Source organism: Pseudoalteromonas sp. SIMBA_162, assembly GCF_046535955.1.
Taxonomy (GTDB): domain Bacteria; phylum Pseudomonadota; class Gammaproteobacteria; order Enterobacterales; family Alteromonadaceae; genus Pseudoalteromonas; species Pseudoalteromonas marina.
In genome coordinates, this window is sequence record NZ_JAWJBQ010000011.1 from 93,889 (window position 1) to 111,305 (window position 17,417).

General features: G+C 40.6%; 13 protein-coding genes. 10 read left to right on the forward strand and 3 right to left on the reverse strand.

Going from position 1 to position 17,417, the window contains the following annotated elements; translation table 11 throughout:
* Positions 1-22 precede the first annotated feature (22 nt).
* Positions 23-931 carry a 1-aminocyclopropane-1-carboxylate deaminase/D-cysteine desulfhydrase gene (locus tag R0J88_RS10135; RefSeq protein ID WP_410899823.1) on the reverse strand — a complete coding sequence of 303 codons (909 nt, stop codon included), beginning with the start codon at positions 929-931 and terminating at the stop codon, positions 23-25.
* A 175-nt stretch (positions 932-1,106) separates the two neighbouring features.
* On the opposite strand from R0J88_RS10135, the gene R0J88_RS10140 reads away from it, so the two are divergent.
* The 10 genes from R0J88_RS10140 (at position 1,107) to tldD (ending at position 14,714) form a co-directional block, all read left to right on the forward strand.
* Entirely contained in the window at positions 1,107-1,628 is a 522-nt protein-coding gene (locus R0J88_RS10140; RefSeq protein WP_410899824.1) for a type II secretion system protein, read from the forward strand.
* Positions 1,629-2,002: 374 nt separating this feature from the next.
* Positions 2,003-4,051, forward strand: coding sequence for a formylglycine-generating enzyme family protein (locus tag R0J88_RS10145; RefSeq protein ID WP_039036274.1), 2,049 nt, complete (start codon positions 2,003-2,005; stop codon positions 4,049-4,051).
* Between the two features lie 131 nt (positions 4,052-4,182).
* Complete coding sequence (locus R0J88_RS10150) at positions 4,183-5,226, forward strand: rod shape-determining protein (protein ID WP_002958401.1); 1,044 nt, start codon at positions 4,183-4,185, stop codon at positions 5,224-5,226.
* Entirely contained in the window at positions 5,226-6,068 is an 843-nt protein-coding gene (gene mreC / locus R0J88_RS10155) for a rod shape-determining protein MreC (RefSeq protein ID WP_006793122.1), read from the forward strand. Before R0J88_RS10150 ends, mreC begins: the two co-directional genes overlap by 1 nt.
* Entirely contained in the window at positions 6,061-6,540 is a 480-nt protein-coding gene (mreD, locus tag R0J88_RS10160; protein WP_006793123.1) for a rod shape-determining protein MreD, read from the forward strand. Before mreC ends, mreD begins: the two co-directional genes overlap by 8 nt.
* On the forward strand, positions 6,540-7,109 hold the full coding sequence (locus tag R0J88_RS10165; RefSeq protein ID WP_039036275.1) for a Maf family protein: 570 nt from the start codon (positions 6,540-6,542) through the stop codon (positions 7,107-7,109). Before mreD ends, R0J88_RS10165 begins: the two co-directional genes overlap by 1 nt.
* A gap of 1 nt (position 7,110) precedes the next feature.
* Positions 7,111-8,583 carry a ribonuclease G gene (gene rng, locus R0J88_RS10170; RefSeq protein WP_006793125.1) on the forward strand — a complete coding sequence of 491 codons (1,473 nt, stop codon included), beginning with the start codon at positions 7,111-7,113 and terminating at the stop codon, positions 8,581-8,583.
* Positions 8,583-12,446: a YhdP family protein gene (locus tag R0J88_RS10175; protein ID WP_410899825.1), complete on the forward strand. Its 3,864-nt coding sequence runs from the start codon at positions 8,583-8,585 to the stop codon at positions 12,444-12,446. The genes rng and R0J88_RS10175 overlap by 1 nt, the downstream gene beginning before the upstream one ends.
* Positions 12,439-13,278: a carbon-nitrogen hydrolase family protein gene (locus tag R0J88_RS10180; RefSeq protein WP_410899826.1), complete on the forward strand. Its 840-nt coding sequence runs from the start codon at positions 12,439-12,441 to the stop codon at positions 13,276-13,278. Before R0J88_RS10175 ends, R0J88_RS10180 begins: the two co-directional genes overlap by 8 nt.
* A complete protein-coding gene (gene tldD / locus R0J88_RS10185) occupies positions 13,275-14,714 on the forward strand; it encodes a metalloprotease TldD (RefSeq protein WP_410899827.1) in 1,440 nt (479 codons plus the stop codon). Before R0J88_RS10180 ends, tldD begins: the two co-directional genes overlap by 4 nt.
* A 49-nt stretch (positions 14,715-14,763) precedes the next feature.
* On the opposite strand, the gene R0J88_RS10190 is transcribed toward tldD, so the two are convergent.
* Positions 14,764-15,621 carry a mechanosensitive ion channel family protein gene (locus tag R0J88_RS10190; RefSeq protein ID WP_410899828.1) on the reverse strand — a complete coding sequence of 286 codons (858 nt, stop codon included), beginning with the start codon at positions 15,619-15,621 and terminating at the stop codon, positions 14,764-14,766.
* Between the two features lie 186 nt (positions 15,622-15,807).
* On the reverse strand, positions 15,808-17,169 hold the full coding sequence (gene gorA / locus R0J88_RS10195; protein ID WP_006793130.1) for a glutathione-disulfide reductase: 1,362 nt from the start codon (positions 17,167-17,169) through the stop codon (positions 15,808-15,810).
* Between the last annotated feature and the right edge of the window lie 248 nt (positions 17,170-17,417).

Genomic DNA, 17,417 nt, shown 5'->3' on the forward strand with positions numbered 1-17,417 from the left:
GCTTAACCGAAAAGAAGTATGCCTAAATTAGTTTTCTGTATTTAAGACCCTCCAGCCCCTGCAAGCCACCGGTATGAATCGCAATTATTTTACTGCCAGAAGGAAAATAATCTTGCTCTATTAGGTTCCATATTGCGTACATCATTTTACCACTATAAATAGGCTCTAATGGTAAATTGTGTTTAATATCAATATTTTGGCAAAACGCCCATAACTCAGGGGTAAATTTACCGTAACCACCTCCATGAAAGTCGCAAAGTAATTGCCAGTTAGTTTGTGACTTTGCTTTGCAGCTTAGCTCCCGGACTTCATCTATTAAATATTGCGCTTGCTTTAAAACTGCAATTCCTATTATTTGTGTTGCTGTATTACTCCCCTCAATTAACCCTGCTAATGTCCCTCCGCTTCCTGTGGGGCAAATTAGGTAATCGTGTTCTGGTAAACTTTGTGCAAGCTCTGCACAACCAGGTACTGCGTAGGTATTTGTCCCGCCTTCGGCAAGAATATACGCATCTGGAAACTTCTCTTGAAGCTCAGCAAGGTATTGTGAATCGTTTCGTAACTTATATTCAATGCGATTAACAACATGAAGCTGCATGCCACACTGCTGTGCAAATTGAATTGTTGGGTTGCTTAGATCTAAGTTAGGCCCGCGAATAATCCCATGTGTTTTTAAACCAAAGATTTTTCCAGCTGCGGCGCATGCATGTATGTGGTTTGAAAACGCCCCACCAAAAGTAAGTAGCTCAGTTTTATTCTGCGACTGCATTTTTAATAAATTATATTTTAGTTTGCGCCACTTATTCCCATTTATTAGAGGGTGAAGCAAATCATCTCGTTTTACTAGTAACTCAATGCCTTTACTTTTTAACCACGGATCATCAATTGTTTGCGTAATAGTGGTTTCATTTATTTTGAAAGATGCAGGCATTTTTTCTCAATTAAAAGGATTAATAAAATACATGACCAATTTTATAGCTTATAAACAAAAGGGGCTATGCAAAATTACGACGGATTGTTGTGTGTAACAGTGCGTTGATTAAATTTTGAGTAGCTAGATTGGTAAACATGTTTTAAAGTTAACCAATTGTAAAGGGAGTTTAGTTATGAAGAAGCAATTTCAAGAAACAATACTTATAAAAAAACAGGTTGGCTTTTCGTTACTGCAGCTAATCATTGTTATTGTCACTTTTGGTGCGTTAGCTGTTTATTTTGCCCCGCGCTTTTTAAACCTTCAAGGTGAGGCACACGCATCCATTCTTGAAACACTGCAAGTATCAATTCAAGCTGAAATAAGCGTTGTGCATGGAAAAGCCATTATAAAAAGTGTGCATAATAAAGCTAATGCTAGTATCGAGCTTGGTTCAGGAAAAATGGTTGATATTGTTTACGGCTACCCTGCTGCAACCGAGGCCGCTTTTAAGGCATTTTTAGATACTAAGTTTGCGAGTGATAATACTGGGGAATTTAATATTACTAGCAACCCACAAGTTGCAAAAGCTATTATTTATCCCAACAGTTATTCTGCAGTGGATAATTGCCGTATTGAATATGTTGAAGCCAAAAAAAACACTAAACAAAATATAATTACTGCGCCCGCTTTAAGCGTATTTACGTCTGAGTGTTAGTACAAAAAATAAGTGTTTATAAGTTTGCTAGTTTATTTGATAACGTTATTTTTAATGGTTAACGGTTAAATAACGCAAATACGCTAGCTTTAATACAAAGTGACACTTAACGGTGATCAATAACCTAAAATAAAATAGTTTCACTGTTAAGTGTAAGCTTATGAATTTAATGAGAATCTAAGCATTGTTTCACAATTTATCGGGTTTAGAGTAAATGATCAGGTTATTTACTAGCGTGAAACGGGCGAATAGTTGTAAACTAAGATAATAATTGAACAAAGCTTGTGTTTTGCGCTGCAAGTACATAGCATAAGACTTTAATTATAAAAAAATAATAACGACCAAATAATTGCCGCTTTTTGGGACTGGAATATATGCGAATTACTCCTTTATCTCTGTTAATTACAGCTAGTTTGTTAGCAAGTAGTGCATTTGCACAAGACACAGCTACCGTAACTGGAATTGAGTCAGAGATTAGTGTTAAACAGACAGAATACGATAACTCGACAAGAATACTTGATAAACATTTAAAAGAAGAAAGTCAGTTACAAAATCAATTAGAGCTACTTCGTTCTCGTTCAACTGAGCTAGATAAAGAAAAAAACCAAGCGCTCGACGCGATGAACGAAATGTATCGCCGTTTAATTGATGATCCATCAATAAATATTACAAGTGCTCAATCTCGCTATCAACAGGCGGTAGTTGATCACAAGCAAAATAAAGATGATATCTCTATGCAGTTGGCGGCAATTGCATCTCACCGAAAAGATATTGAGCAAATACGAGTTGCTAAGCACACTTTACTAAATACCTTAGAAAGTTTAAAAGAGCAGTTAACAACAGCTCGTGTTGAGCGCTTGCGTAACGAGTTTACGCGTGAAGGTACGCTTGAGGTTAACCATACAATAAATTGTAAGCGCACCGAAACACTTGCGGCCTGTGAGCAACGTGGTCAGCAAATGGGTTTACAAAAAGCAACCAAACGCTTTGTAGATCAAATTTTTGCAAACTTAACCGAAGAGCGCATAGTTGAACCAAAACGCAATTTAGCAGGGGCGCAAGTACAAATTTTAAGTAGCCATGTGGTTAATAGTGCGTTTAGCGGCCAAGGTAATTACAACGTTAACTTAAGCGTTTCAATGCGCGGCGAAGTAAATAGCAGCCGTTTATGTAACCTATTAAGTATAGATAACCGTTATTGTTCAGAATACGGTTCACCGCTAAATACAGCTTACCAGCCAACTTATGGCACTACCTATTCAGATAGTCAGTTAACATTCAGCAATAGCGCGGATAATAACAATACAGTTTCGGTATCGCGTTTAAACAACAAGCCTGTACGCGATTATTCTGTTAAGCAGCCAGTTCAGTCTAAGTCTGATTACACGGTTGTTGAACAAAAAAAAGATCAGTCGGTAGAGTTAACACTTCGCTCTAATGTATACGATGATGAAGTATTCATTAACGGTGTAAGCTTTGGTTCTACTCGTTTAATTACGCGTTTACCAAAAGGTGTTCATGAAATTGAAATTCGTAAATTAGGTTACAAGCCTTACCAAGCACGTGTAAACCTAAATAAAGCGCAAACAATTAATGCTAACTTAGTAAAAAAGCCTAAGTCGATTGCTGCACCGACCTATACTCGCGAGCAACCAGAAACACAAACACGCAGAGTAAGCGAAAATGTTAACGTTTTAAACGCAAATGTAGAAACACCTGTTGTGGTTATTCCTGCTGGCAAATTTAAAATGGGTGATATCAATGGTAACGGATTAGCTAATGAGCGCCCCGTTATTGAAAAAGCCATTGCTAACTCTTTTGCTATGCAAAGCAAGGAAGTGACTGTAGGCGACTATGAAAAATTTGTTGCTAATACGGCGTATAAAACAGAAGCAGAAATAAATAAAGGCTGCGCATATTATTTAAATGGCGAGCCAGTATGGGAAGCGGCTTTAAACTGGCGCAATCCTGGCTTTGAACAGGGCAGTGACTTTCCGGCTGTATGTTTAACTTATAACGATGCAAAAGCATATGCTGACTGGTTATCTGGCCAGACAGGGCAGCAGTTTCGTTTACCTAGCGAAGTTGAGTGGGAATATGCAGCTCGTGCAGGTACAGAAACTGAGTACCCTTGGGGTAACGAAATTGGTAAAAACTTAGCTAACTGTGGTTGGTGTGGTAGTGAATGGTCAAACAAGCGCGCAGCACCGGTTGGGTCTTTTTCTCCAAATGCGTTTGGACTTTACGATACGGTAGGTAACGTATGGGAATGGACTGGTAAAAAATCAGGTGAATCGGATGTGGCAGTAAGAGGCGGGGCATGGAACTTTGCACCAAGCCTTGCACGCGTATCAACACGATTAATTTTAGCGCCTGATTTTAGATCAAACTACATTGGTTTTCGCTTAGTTCGCGAGAGATAAATTTATAAGGAAGCATTGCTTCCTTTTTTAACAAATTCACAAAGGCGCTGCACTTTATATTGCTCATCAAAATGAGCATGTTAAAGTGAGGCAGCTAATATAAGAACGTATTTCAAAGGTCATCCAGCCTCATGTTTAAAAAACTCCGTGGTATTTTTTCTAACGATCTGTCGATCGACTTGGGTACAGCCAATACCCTAATTTATGTAAAAGAAGAAGGTATTGTTCTAAACGAGCCTTCAGTTGTTGCTATCCGTCAAGAGCGTGCTGGTGGCCCTAAAAGTGTTGCATCGGTAGGTACCGAAGCAAAACAGATGCTAGGTCGTACACCGGGTAATATTAAAGCAATCCGCCCAATGAAAGACGGTGTAATTGCTGACTTTTATGTAACAGAAAAAATGTTACAACACTTCATAAAGCAAGTGCATAACAATAACTTTATGCGCCCAAGTCCGCGCGTACTAATTTGTGTACCATGTGGTGCAACGCAAGTAGAAAAACGCGCAATTCGTGAATCTGCAATGGGCGCTGGCGCTCGAGAAGTTTACCTAATTGAAGAACCAATGGCTGCGGCAATTGGTGCGGGTTTACCGGTATCAGAAGCAACGGGCTCTATGGTTGTTGATATTGGTGGTGGTACAACTGAAGTTGCTATTATTTCACTAAATGGTGTGGTTTACTCATCATCAGTACGTATTGGTGGCGATAAATTTGACGAAGCTATTATTAACTATGTACGCCGTAACTTTGGTAGTTTAATTGGTGAAGCAACCGCTGAAAACATTAAGCACCAAATTGGTTCTGCGTTTAAAACGGATGAGCCAATTGAAATCGAAGTACGTGGCCGTAACCTAGCTGAAGGTGTTCCACGTTCATTTACGCTTAACTCACATGAAATCTTAGAAGCGCTTCAAGAGCCTCTAATGGGTATTGTAAGTGCAGTAATGGTTGCCCTTGAGCAATCACCACCAGAGCTTGCATCAGATATTTCTGCGCACGGTATGGTACTGACTGGCGGTGGTGCACTATTAAAAGATTTAGATCGCTTATTAATGGAAGAAACAGGCATTCCTGTTGTTGTTGCTGACGACCCACTAACGTGTGTAGCACGTGGCGGCGGTAAAGCATTAGAAATGATTGATGTTCACGGTGGTGACGTTTTTAGTTACGACTAATGAAATTAATGTTTGGGCGCACTGTCTCTTTGCAACTGCGACTTTTTGTCGCAGTGCTTTTGAGTATCGTACTCATAGCAGGAGATAGGTACACAGAAGGTGGAACCGTTGTGCGCACCAGTTTAAATACACTGGTTAGCCCGCTTATTTATGTTGCCAACTTACCTTATGAGTTATTTAGCATTGGCGCTAAAAGCTTACACACGCGAGATCAACTCCTTACTGAAAACGAAGCACTGAAGAAAAAGCAAATGCTACAAAGTGAGCAGCTGCAACAGTACCAATTTTTAGCCAGAGAAAACCAAAAGTTACGTGCATTACTTGGTTCGTCAGCAAAACAATCTAATCGTAAAATTATTGCACAAGTATTATCGGTTCACTCAAACCCATATAGCCATCAAGTCGTTATTAACCGTGGTACTACAGACGGTATAAGCGAAGGGCAAGCGGTAATAGACGAAATGGGGGTGGTAGGGCAGCTTACTAAAGTAGGTTCCACTACGTCGCGCGTATTATTGATGACCGATACAACTCACGCAACACCTGTGCGCATACTTAGAAACGACGTACGAACCGTAGTTGAAGGCATTGGTAAAATTAACGTGGTTAAGCTTTCGCATGTTCCACACAGCTTAGATGTGCGTATTGGTGATGTATTAGTGACTTCAGGGCTTGGAGGCACATTTCCTGAGGGTTATCCTGTCGCCATTGTGACAGAAATTAACCGAGATGAAGGCCGTCCATTTGCACAAGTATATGCAGAGCCTATTGCGTTGCTCGACCGTATTCGCTTACTTGTAATTCTATGGCGCAGCCAGCAGGAGCAAATAAACGATGATTAACCGTTATTCATTGTTAATTGCGCTGAGCATATTTTTTGCTTTAATTATGGCGCTAATGCCGCTGCCATTTTCGTTTGAACCATTTAGACCGGATTGGGTCTTATTAGTACTTATGTATTGGTCATTGGCCGTGCCACATCGGTTGAATATTGGTACTGCTTGGGTGGTCGGTTTACTCATTGATTTAGCGTCAGGCTCACCTTTAGGTGTTAACTCGCTGACATTTTCGGTATGTATATTTATTACCGCAAGTAACTTTCAAAAAATTCGTAACTTCTCGCTTTGGCAGCAAAGTTTGTTAATTGGTTTGTTTTTAACGCTGTATCATTTAATGCAGTTTTGGCTAAACCATTTTTTGCTTGGTGTTTACTTTAACCCACAATACTTATGGCCGGTATTTACTGGCATGATTAGTTGGTTTTGGGTGTTTTTATTACTTCGTAAATACCGCAGACATTTTAGGATCAGATAATGAATACTGCCGTATATCTGGCATCAGCTTCTCCTCGTCGTAAAGAGCTATTGGCTCAACTTGGTATCGAATTTTCGCAATTTAGTGTTGATGCAGACGAGAGCCAACTCCCTAATGAACTTCCTCATGCCTATGTAGAGCGCTTAGCGAGGCTAAAAGCGTGCTCAGGTGTCAAGCTTGGTTACACAGACCGTCCAGTTTTAGGTAGTGACACAGTAGTTGTTATTGATAATGAATCGTTGTGTAAACCACGCGATGAAGCCGATTTTACGCATACACTTAAACGCTTGTCTGGAAACACTCACCAGGTACTAACCGCTATTGCTTTTGCGACTGAAGATAAAGTGCTTAGCCAAGTTATCAGTACCGATGTGACATTTAAAAAACTGAGCGATGAAGAGATTAAAGCCTATTGGCAAAGTGGTGAGCCGCAAGATAAAGCCGGTGGTTATGGTATTCAGGGGCTAGGTGGTCGCTTTGTTACACATATTGCGGGTAGCTATTTTAGTGTTGTCGGTTTACCTTTATATGAGACTGAACAATTATTACACGCATTTTTAAGAGGGTAGCATGAGTACAGAATTACTGATCAACGTAACACCGAGTGAAAGTCGTGTTGCCCTAATCGAAAACGGTGTGCTGCAAGAAATTCAGTTAGAACGAATTGGTAACCTAGGTATTGTTGGCAATATTTATCTAGGAAAAATAAGCCGCGTTTTACCTGGAATGCAGGCCGCTTTTGTTGATATTGGCCTAGAGAAAGCTGCATTTTTACATGCATCTGACATAGTAAACAGTGCCTCCATTGTTGAAGGTGTTGACGATGTACCAATAAAGAAAGTGCAAGATATACGAGAGTTAGTGCGCCAAGGTCAATACATTATGGTGCAAGTGGTTAAAGATCCATTAGGCACAAAAGGCGCGAGACTCACTACCGACATCACTATTCCATCTCGCTACTTAGTATTTATGCCAGACGCAACGCATGTTGGTGTAAGCCAACGAATAGAAACTGAAGAGGAGCGATCTCGCCTTAAAAAAATTGTTGCCGAATATGGCGATGAAAATGGCAGTTTTATAGTACGTACCGCGGCTGAAGGTGCAAGCGAAGCAGAGTTAAGACACGATGCTGGTTTTTTAAGAAAATTATGGGAAAAAATAACCGCACGTCGTAAAAAAACCAGTAAAGCAACCATATTACATGAAGACCTAACGCTTGCATTTAGAACACTTCGTGATTACGTAGGTGAAGACATGGAGCGTATTCGTGTTGACTCAAAGCTTACCTACCAAGAGCTAAAAATATTTACCGAAGAATTTGTGCCGCAACTTTCACAGGTACTCGAGTACTACCCGGGTGAGCGACCTATATTCGATTTATTTGATGTAGAAAACGAAGTGCAAAAAGCGTTGCATCGCAAAGTCACGTTAAAGTCAGGCGGGTACATCATTATTGATCAAACAGAAGCGATGACTACGGTTGACGTAAACACCGGTGCGTTTGTCGGCCATCGTAATTTAGAAGAGACTATTTTTAACACTAATGTCGAGGCAACGTCTGCCATTGCGCGCCAGTTAAGGCTTCGTAATTTAGGTGGAATAATTATTATCGACTTTATCGATATGGTCAGCGAAGAGCATAAAAGCCGTGTATTACACTCGTTAGAGTCGGCGCTAGCTAAAGATCGCACTAAAACAAATATCAATGGTTTGTCGGCACTTGGGCTAGTTGAAATGACCCGAAAACGCACTCGCGAAAGCTTAGAGCATATTTTATGTGATGTATGCCCGGCATGTTCAGGGCGTGGCTCACAAAAAACAGTCGAAACGGTATGCTACGAAATATTACGTGAAATTGTTCGCGTAAACCGCGCCTACGCAGCCGATAAATTCATGGTTTATGCAGCACCAGCAGTAAGTGAAGCCTTACTTAATGATGAATACCACAACTTGGCGGAGCTTGAGCTATTTATAGGTAAGCAAGTACACATACAAACAGAAAGCTTATACAGCCAAGAACAGTTTGATGTGGTAATGATGTAATGAATGCAAAAGCGGTCTGTTTTTTTTGTTTTAGAAAGTTATGGCAAACCTGTGCCATAATTTTAGTATTACTGGCCGTTATTGTTTCAATATTAAAGTACACACTCCCTTACGCAAATGATTACAAAGGTGATATAGAAACCTACCTAGACGAAAAGTTTGCTATTAGTTTATCTATTGGCGCTATTTCAGCGAGCTGGCAGGGAAATGGTCCTGCTCTTGTGCTTGAAGATCTATCGTTTAAAGACAACGAAACTGCGCCAATTTCCCTCACTATTGCAAAAACTAGCTTAGAGCTTAATTTATGGGAAAGCATTAAAACCCTGCAGTTAAAGTCTAACTACTTTGTTATAAATGGCTTTCATACCACGGTAAACGTGACAGACCTGTTTGAAAGCGGTAACCAAGATGATGTTTCGTTTGAGCAAAAAGAGCTTATAGAAGGGCTGTTTTTAGGTAATACCGGTCATTTTGCAATAGAAAACTCCAGTATTAATTTTGTTTTAGACGATAACAAAGAGCGAAAACTTCTGCTTGAAAATATCATTTGGCAAAATGAAGAGTCTCAACATTTAGGTAGCGGAACATTAGCTTTACCTGGCATCACAGTGGGCACCTTTGACGCACGCATTGCTCTCAAAGGTGAAAGCTTAGAAGAAGTTGCTGGCAATATGTATGTCCAAGCCAATAAGGTGGATGTGTCTAATTGGTTGGCGCAATATATAAATACTGAAAAACAACAATTAACCAGCGATATCAATTTACAAGCGTGGCTAAAAATTGAAAAAGGCCTAATTGACGATATAAAAATGCAGTGGCTGCCTAGTTCTGTTACTTGGTTTAAAGAAGCGCAAAGCCAGCAAGTTAGTTTAAGTGAAGGTGGCTTTCATCTTTATCCCGAGCAAGGTAATTGGTTTTTAAAAAGCACTGGTTTAGCGTTTAATAACAATAATACGACATGGCCAAGCTTAGAGTTTGAGGCTCAACTTGGTGAAAATAATCAAATTTGGTTAAATCAAATAGATATAGCGCTACTGGCTAACTTGGCAGCGCTGACAAATTTTGACTCTCTCGACGCGTTTTTAAAACGCAAACCAAGTGGCCAAATACAGCAGGCGTACGTTAATTACGAGAGTAACCAGCAGTGGCAAGTATGGTTTAACGCCAATAACATAGGCTGGCAAGAGCTTAATTCAGTGCCAGCTGCGCAAGGTTTACGCGTAAGCGGTTTATTAAACCAAGATAAAGGCCGTATCAGCTTATTTGGCGAAAACGGCACTTTAATAACTGGCGATAGTTTTAGTGACAACATTAATTATAACCAGCTCAATATAGAATTAGACCTCGCAAAGCAAAATAATAACTGGCGTATTAGCAGTGATAATGTTTGGTTTGATAACAATGAGATAACGCTAGCCGCAGAAATGCAACTGAGCTTTGGTGATACACCGCGTCTTGATTTATACGCAGAGGCATTTGCAGAGGATGCCAGTATTGCCGGTCATTATTTTCCGTTAAAAGCGATGAGCCCAGAATTAGTTAGCTACCTAAACGGGGCTATAAAAGGCGGTGAAATATCAAAAGCGCAGGTTCTATTTGCAGGGCCGTTATCAGGATTTCCATTTAAAGATGGCTCAGGGCAATTTGATGTACTTGCTCAAATTGACAATGCCACGTACCAGTTTGACCCAAAGTGGCCAGCAGTAACAGATGTAAAGGTAAAACTACATTTTGCTAATGAACGCATGGACATTTACAGCCAACAAGGCTCTTTGGTTAATTTAGATGTGGGTAATAGCGTTAAAGTTAGCATTAATGATTTAATGAATGCCGATGAGCTGGTGGTGCAAATAGATAAAAAAGCACCGATGGAAAACCTGTACACCTTTTTTAAAGCTACGCCGATTGCGAGCCCGCTAGCTGATATTTTTGAGGTAATACAAGGCCAAGGTGAAGCCGATGCCAGCATTGAGTTACTGGTAGGTTCAAAGTTTGAAGGTGGTGCCAGTGTTAGCGGCACTGTAAAACTAGATGATTTACCTGTATTTATTGCCACACCCGGTATTGCGTTAAATAACTTAACCGGCGTGCTTAACTTTAAAAACGATAATATCGAACTTAAAAATGCGAGCGCTACATGGCTTGGGATGCCGCTGGCACTTAATTACAACAGCCAAAGTGAAGCGAGTGACTACAAAGCAAACATAAATATTAATGCACAACTTGATGCCAATACTTTAATCGAAAGCGGGCAAGGTATTTTAAAAGGGTCACTTGAAGGGCAAAGTGCTGTTGATATTGGACTTGTGCTTAACTTTACTGAGCAAGGGTTTAATTATCGTGCACAGGTTAAATCTGACCTCGTTGGGTTAACAAGTAAATTACCAGCACCATACAAAAAAGCCGAGACACAACCGTGGGTTCTTGATGCGGTTGTTCAAGGCGATGATATTTCAAACCTTATAACTGCACAGGTAAATAAGCAGTTTTATTTTAATGCAATATTAGAAAATGGAAAATCGCAATTTAGTAATGCGCATTTTGTTATCGGTAAGCAAGATTTAGGGCTAAATTCACAAGATTTAAGCGTTTCAATAAACCTAGAGCAAACCGAACTTGTACCTTGGGTTGATCTTATTGATCAAATAATTAGTGCGGCCCAAAATGAGGATGACCCTGAATCACAAGGCATTATGCCACCACTTAATGAGATAGTCGCAAATATTGGCATGCTTGATATTAGCACTATGGTGTTTAATGATTTTGAAATGCGCCTAGCCCCTGAGCAAAGCAATGTGTATTTAAAATTAAATGCCAAAGAATTACGTGCAGGTGTATTTATTCCTACTTCGCAGCGCAGCCAGCCAATTAGAGTTAACGCAGATTATTTACGCGTGAATTTTGCAGAGCAAATTGAAGCGCCCATCACTGAGGTTGCAAAAGCAGACCCTGACACCGATTTAACGTGGCTGACGAACTTACCGGCTATAGAGTTTGAATGTGCAGATTGTAAAATTACCAACTACCAATTAGATAAAGTAAGCGCCTCGTTACTTGGTGACGGCAAACGTTTGGTTATTTCTGAGTTGGTTGTTGATAAAGGCGATCATATTTTGCGCACGAAAGGGCAATGGAAAGATGGCACCACACAGTTAAGCGGTGAAGTTAAAAGTGATGATATAGGTGCGTTGTTTGATGAGTTTGATATTACCACGGCTATAAAAGGCTCTAAGGCCACTATAAATTACAATCTTGCTTGGCAAGCCCCACCTTACTCATTTGATGTTCCGAGCCTCAGTGGTGAAATTGATTGGGATTTAGGAGAAGGGCACCTAACAGAAATTAGTGATGGTGGCGCACGGGTTTTTTCGTTGTTGAGCTTAGATTCGTTGGTTCGAAAACTAAAACTTGATTTTAGAGACGTATTTTCAAAAGGTTTTTTCTACAACAGCATGCAAGGTTCTATGCAGTTAGAGAACGGTATCGCTTATACAAAAGACACTAAGATGGATGGCGTTCCGGCTGATTTAACTATCAAAGGGTATGCAAATTTAAATACGCTTGATATCAACTACGATCTCGCTGTTGCGCCGCAGGTTACCTCAAGTATTCCGGTTATTGTGGCGTGGATGGTAAACCCAGTAACAGGGCTAGCAGCATTGGCACTAGATAAAGTAATACACTCTGCGCGCGTAATTTCTGAAATTAACTTTAAAGTGACTGGCACCATGAGTGAGCCTGTTGTTCAGGAGCTCGACCGTAAAAGCCGTGAAGTTACATTACCACAAGCAGCGCAAAACCAGCCCCAAGCCTCAGTCGATTTAAAACTTAAAGATGCTGAAGTAACCGCAACCAATGACTAATTTAGCGATCCCTAATAACCACAATATATTTGCTTTACAAATGTGTTCTGGTCTAAATGCTGACGACAATATTGCAGAGTTAAAAAAAGCATTAACCACACTTCCCGCAACACGGCCATTGCTTGTATGTCTCCCTGAGGCCTTTTTAGTGTTTAGCAAAAGCGGTCACGACACGCTGTTAATAGCTAAACATATTGAGCAATACAAACGTCAAATAAGCCAGTTGTGTAAACACCATAATATTTGGTTAAGCGCAGGGACAATTCCTGAGCCTTACAACAATACTAAATATTATGCCGCCTCACATTTATATAATAATCAGGGTGAGTGCGTTGCAACGTATAATAAAATACACCTATTTGATGTAAACGTAGATGATAAAACGGGGAGTTACCGCGAATCCGATTTTACCCAAGCTGGTAGCGATGTGGTTGTGGTTGAATCCCCCTTTGGTAAACTAGGTCTAACAGTATGTTATGATCTGCGTTTTAGTGGCTTATTTACTGCGCTTGTGCGTAAAGGCGCAGAGGTTATTTTAGTACCAAGTGCATTTACAATGGTTACAGGTCAAGTACATTGGCAGGCATTATTAGCGGCGCGAGCAATAGAAACCCAGTGTTATGTCGTTGCTGCGGCCCAATATGGCGCACATGAAAATGGCCGACAAACGTATGGTCACAGTATTATTATTTCACCCTGGGGTAACACTTTAAGTAATTTACCCAGCGGTACAGGTTTTATTAGCGCTAACGCTGATTTAGAGCAGTTAAAAAAAATTAGACGAGATATGCCTGTGCAGTCTCATCAACGATTTAGAGAGCATTTATTATGAATTCGGTTGAACAGCATTTATTACACGACAGCCAGCTAAATAGAGAAGAGCTCGAAAAAACGCTCGCCTACATACATCAGCACAAAGTAGATTACGCCGATTTATACTTTCAATCGAGTCATCACGAGTCGTGGGTACTTGAAGATGGCCTAGTAAAAGAAGGCTCTTACAATGTAGAACGCGGAGTTGGCGTACGTGCAGTAAGCGGCGAAAAAACGGGCTTTTCATATTCAGATGCTATCAACTTAGAAGCGCTTAACAAAGCGGCTACAGCAGCTCGCAGCATTGCCGATGCAGGCGAAGATAAAGCTATTAAAGTATTTAGCGATGTATCAGCAAAAGTGCAATTTGCACCGCATCAGCCAATTTCAAGTATGAGCGATAGCGATAAAGTTAGTTTATTACGCGAGCTTGAAAACTACATTCGAGAACTCGCCCCCGATGCAGAGCAAGTAATTAGCTCTATGTCAGCAGTATACGAAGAAGTATTAATTGCAGCCAGTGACGGTACATTTGCTACCGATATTCGCCCGCTTATTCGTTTAAACTGTTCAGTATTGCTTGAAAAAAATGGCCGTCGTGAGCGCGGTGGCGCAGGCGGTGGAGCACGTTTAGATTACGGCTATTTTAAAGAGCTGGTAAACGGTAAACCACGTTGGATGGAGTTTGCACAAGAGGCTGTACGCCAAGCTAAAGTCAACCTAGAAGCCATTGACGCACCAGCTGGCACTATGGAAGTAGTATTAGGTAATGGTTGGCCTGGCGTGCTTTTACACGAAGCGGTAGGGCATGGACTTGAAGGTGACTTTAACCGCAAAGGTGCATCTGCATTTAGCGGTAAAGTTGGGCAAAAAGTAGCGTCTGAACTATGTACAGTGGTTGATGATGGTACAATGGCCGATCGCCGAGGGTCGCTTAACGTAGATGACGAAGGCACACCTGCAGCTTACAATATACTGATCGAAAAAGGTATTTTAAAAGGCTATATGCAAGATAAGCTAAACGCGCGTTTAATGGGTGTAAATCCTACAGGTAACGCACGTCGCGAGTCTTACGCGCATTTACCTATGCCTCGCATGACCAATACTTACATGTTAGGTGGAGAGCACAGCCAGGCCGATATTATCAGCAGCGTTAAAAAAGGGGTGTTTGCACCTAACTTTGGTGGCGGGCAGGTTGATATTACCTCGGGTAAGTTTGTATTTAGTGCATCAGAAGCGTACTTAATTGAAAACGGTAAAATTACTCAGCCGATTAAAGGCGCAACACTTATTGGTAATGGCCCAGAAGTAATGCAGCAAATATCGATGGTTGGTAACGACTTAGCACTTGATAAAGGTGTTGGTGTTTGTGGTAAAGATGGTCAAAGCGTACCGGTAGGCGTTGGTCAGCCTAGCCTTAAAATTGATCAGCTAACGGTCGGTGGAACAACTTAAAGGCCCAACCGATAAAGTTTAGGCGCGAAACCCTTCGCGCCTAGTCGCTCTATGAGCTAGTTGCTTGGTTATTTACTCCGCTTAACGCAATTTTATGCTTCATTTCTTCTTCATACCATAGCGCCATAAAACACTCAGTGAGTTTATGCTCTATGTCCAGTGCCTGCTCGGTTGGGCAAAATAGCGTAAAGCGCGCTTTAAACTCACCCAATTCGGTTGTTCCAAAATGTATTTCTGGTGCAGGGCCCGATATTTTTGCATCTAGTTTTCGCTCAATAATCGAGTTATAACGAGTGGCGAGCTCTTCAAACTCTTCGCAGTACATTTTAGCTTTCACCGAGAGCGTGTCGTAAATTGGGTAAGGGTTAAAGCTCTCTTTTCGAACAATAGAAAAGCTATGTGTTGCAAAGCGTTTTACATAATTTAGATTTTTAATTGGGCTGGTGATGAGTTTATTATTAGGTATGTAAATCGTTTTTCTTGAAAATTGATAAGTGTGCATGTCTATTTCATGCATGGTTGTTTTTATCCAGTCTGTTTCTGCTACTTCACCGTAATATTCACCGACTTGCACCCAGTCGCCTACTCTAAATGGGCGTGTAGTGACTAAGTAAAAAAAGCCAATAACACATTGAATAAACTCACGAGTGGCTAAAACAATGGCAACTGCAAAGGCCGCGATAGATAACGCAAAATTTTGAATTTCAGTCGACCACACAAACAATAGCGACAACACCAACACAAAATTAATAAAATGCTTAATGTTATGCGCAATGTAGCGAATATCTTTGTCTTTTTTTTCTGCGCGGTTCCTCGCTAATTTATCAACAAGTACTTTTAAACCAAATGCAATGCCTAGCATAACAATTGAAACAAGAAACGGGTGTAGCAATATATCAGTAATCATAATATCCAGTTGTAGGTATGTTGATAAACACACGCTAGTATATTGAGTTATTTAGCTAATAAGCAAATTTAACCTTAATAAAAAAGCCCCTTAGCACGTATGTGTAAGGGGCTTAACGTTGTTAAATTAATAAATAACCTGAACTCTGATTAAGTGATTTTTTATCCAGAATTTAGGTTAAATAGCTTAGCGCATAGTCACAAACTCTTCAGAGCCCGTTGGGTGAAGTGCAACAACAGCGTCAAAGTCAGCTTTAGTTGCGCCCATTTTCATCGCTACGGCAAAACCCTGAATCATTTCATCAACGGCAAAACCAAGGCCATGTAAGCCAACTACTTTTTCGTCTTCCCCTGCGCAAACTAGCATCATGTTGCATGCTTGACGGTGCTGAGTTACCGCTGTGTACATAGCAGCAAAGCTTGATTTATACACTTTTACGTTTTCTGCGCCGTACTGAGAAATCGCTTCTTGCTCGGTTAAACCAATGGTGCCGATAGGCGGATGACTAAATACGACTGTTGGTACTAGGCTGTAATCCATTTTTAAATCATCAGGGAGTGCTTTATTAAATAAGCGTTCTGATAACGTACGGCCTGCTTTAACTGCAACAGGAGTAAGCTCAATACCGCCTTCAATAATATCACCCACTGCATAAACGTTTTTAGCAGTCGTATTTTGGTACTCATCTACTTTCACATAACCGCTTTCATTTACTTCTACACCGGCTGCTGCAAGGTTTATCTTGTCTGTTGTAGGTGTGCGGCCAATGGCCCAAATAACCTGATCAACATTTTGGCTGTAACCGTTTTCAAAATGAATAGTTAAACTGCCGTCACTTTCTTTGATTACTTCTTTAGGGGAGCATTCAGTATGAAGAGTCGGACCTTCTTTAGCCATAATATCGACGAGCGTGTCGATAATATAAGGGTCAAATGTACGTAGAGGCTTACTTTTACGCACGAATAAATGTGTTTCTGTGCCTAAACTATGTAATACACCTGCAATTTCTACGGCAATGTAACCTGCACCGATTACAGCTACGCGTTTAGGTTGTTCGTTAAGCTCAAAAAAGCCATTTGAATCAATACCATGCTCAGCGCCCGGAATGTTTGGAATAGTAGGGCGCCCACCTACAGCCACTAAAATATGATCGGCGGTGTAGTGTTCACCATTTACTTCTACTGTTTTGCTGTCAATAAAGGTAGCAAAGCCTTTAATAACGGTGACGCCATTACTTGCTAAACCGTTGTCGTACCCTTTATGAATTCGGCCAATATAGGCTTCACGACTTTCTACTAGTTTGCTCCAATTAAAGTCTTTTACCTCAACGTTAAAACCGTAATCGGGTGCATATAAGTTAATTGCTTCGGCTACTTGTGCGCCGTGCCACATAACCTTTTTAGGCACACAGCCTACGTTTACACAGGTACCACCCATGTGTTTTGCTTCAATAAGTGCCACTTTAGCACCGCGCATTGCAGCTCTGTTTGCAGAAGCAATACCACCGCTGCCACCGCCAATTGCAATGTAATCAAAGTGTTGTGTCATTTTAAGTCCTTAGGCGTTGAGTTTTATGCGCATAAGCATAACATTAAGTTTTAAAAATAAAGAGTGTTTAGATGACCTATGTTGAGTAAAAAAACATTCAAATTTACAGCCTTATCGATATAAAGCGATACGTTAAGTCAGTACCAAACAGAATATCTGCAGTACGTAACCGGGCTCGCTTTAGATTGCATTCCCTGTAGGCATTTCATTATTACCGAGCCTAAAAGTAGTTATTAATGGCTTTTGAA

Excerpts from the sequence above, each read along its gene's own strand:
- tldD (WP_410899827.1), top strand. The coding sequence starts at position 13,275 with ATGAATTCGGTTGAACAGCATTTATTACACGACAGCCAGCTAAATAGA.
- R0J88_RS10150 (WP_002958401.1), top strand. The coding sequence starts at position 4,183 with ATGTTTAAAAAACTCCGTGGTATTTTTTCTAACGATCTGTCGATCGAC.
- R0J88_RS10175 (WP_410899825.1), top strand. The coding sequence starts at position 8,583 with ATGAATGCAAAAGCGGTCTGTTTTTTTTGTTTTAGAAAGTTATGGCAA.
- R0J88_RS10140 (WP_410899824.1), top strand. The coding sequence starts at position 1,107 with ATGAAGAAGCAATTTCAAGAAACAATACTTATAAAAAAACAGGTTGGC.
- R0J88_RS10180 (WP_410899826.1), top strand. The coding sequence starts at position 12,439 with ATGACTAATTTAGCGATCCCTAATAACCACAATATATTTGCTTTACAA.
- R0J88_RS10165 (WP_039036275.1), top strand. The coding sequence starts at position 6,540 with ATGAATACTGCCGTATATCTGGCATCAGCTTCTCCTCGTCGTAAAGAG.
- R0J88_RS10145 (WP_039036274.1), top strand. The coding sequence starts at position 2,003 with ATGCGAATTACTCCTTTATCTCTGTTAATTACAGCTAGTTTGTTAGCA.
- mreC (WP_006793122.1), top strand. The coding sequence starts at position 5,226 with ATGAAATTAATGTTTGGGCGCACTGTCTCTTTGCAACTGCGACTTTTT.
- rng (WP_006793125.1), top strand. The coding sequence starts at position 7,111 with ATGAGTACAGAATTACTGATCAACGTAACACCGAGTGAAAGTCGTGTT.
- gorA (WP_006793130.1), bottom strand. The coding sequence starts at position 17,169 with ATGACACAACACTTTGATTACATTGCAATTGGCGGTGGCAGCGGTGGT.
- R0J88_RS10135 (WP_410899823.1), bottom strand. The coding sequence starts at position 931 with ATGCCTGCATCTTTCAAAATAAATGAAACCACTATTACGCAAACAATT.
- mreD (WP_006793123.1), top strand. The coding sequence starts at position 6,061 with ATGATTAACCGTTATTCATTGTTAATTGCGCTGAGCATATTTTTTGCT.
- R0J88_RS10190 (WP_410899828.1), bottom strand. The coding sequence starts at position 15,621 with ATGATTACTGATATATTGCTACACCCGTTTCTTGTTTCAATTGTTATG.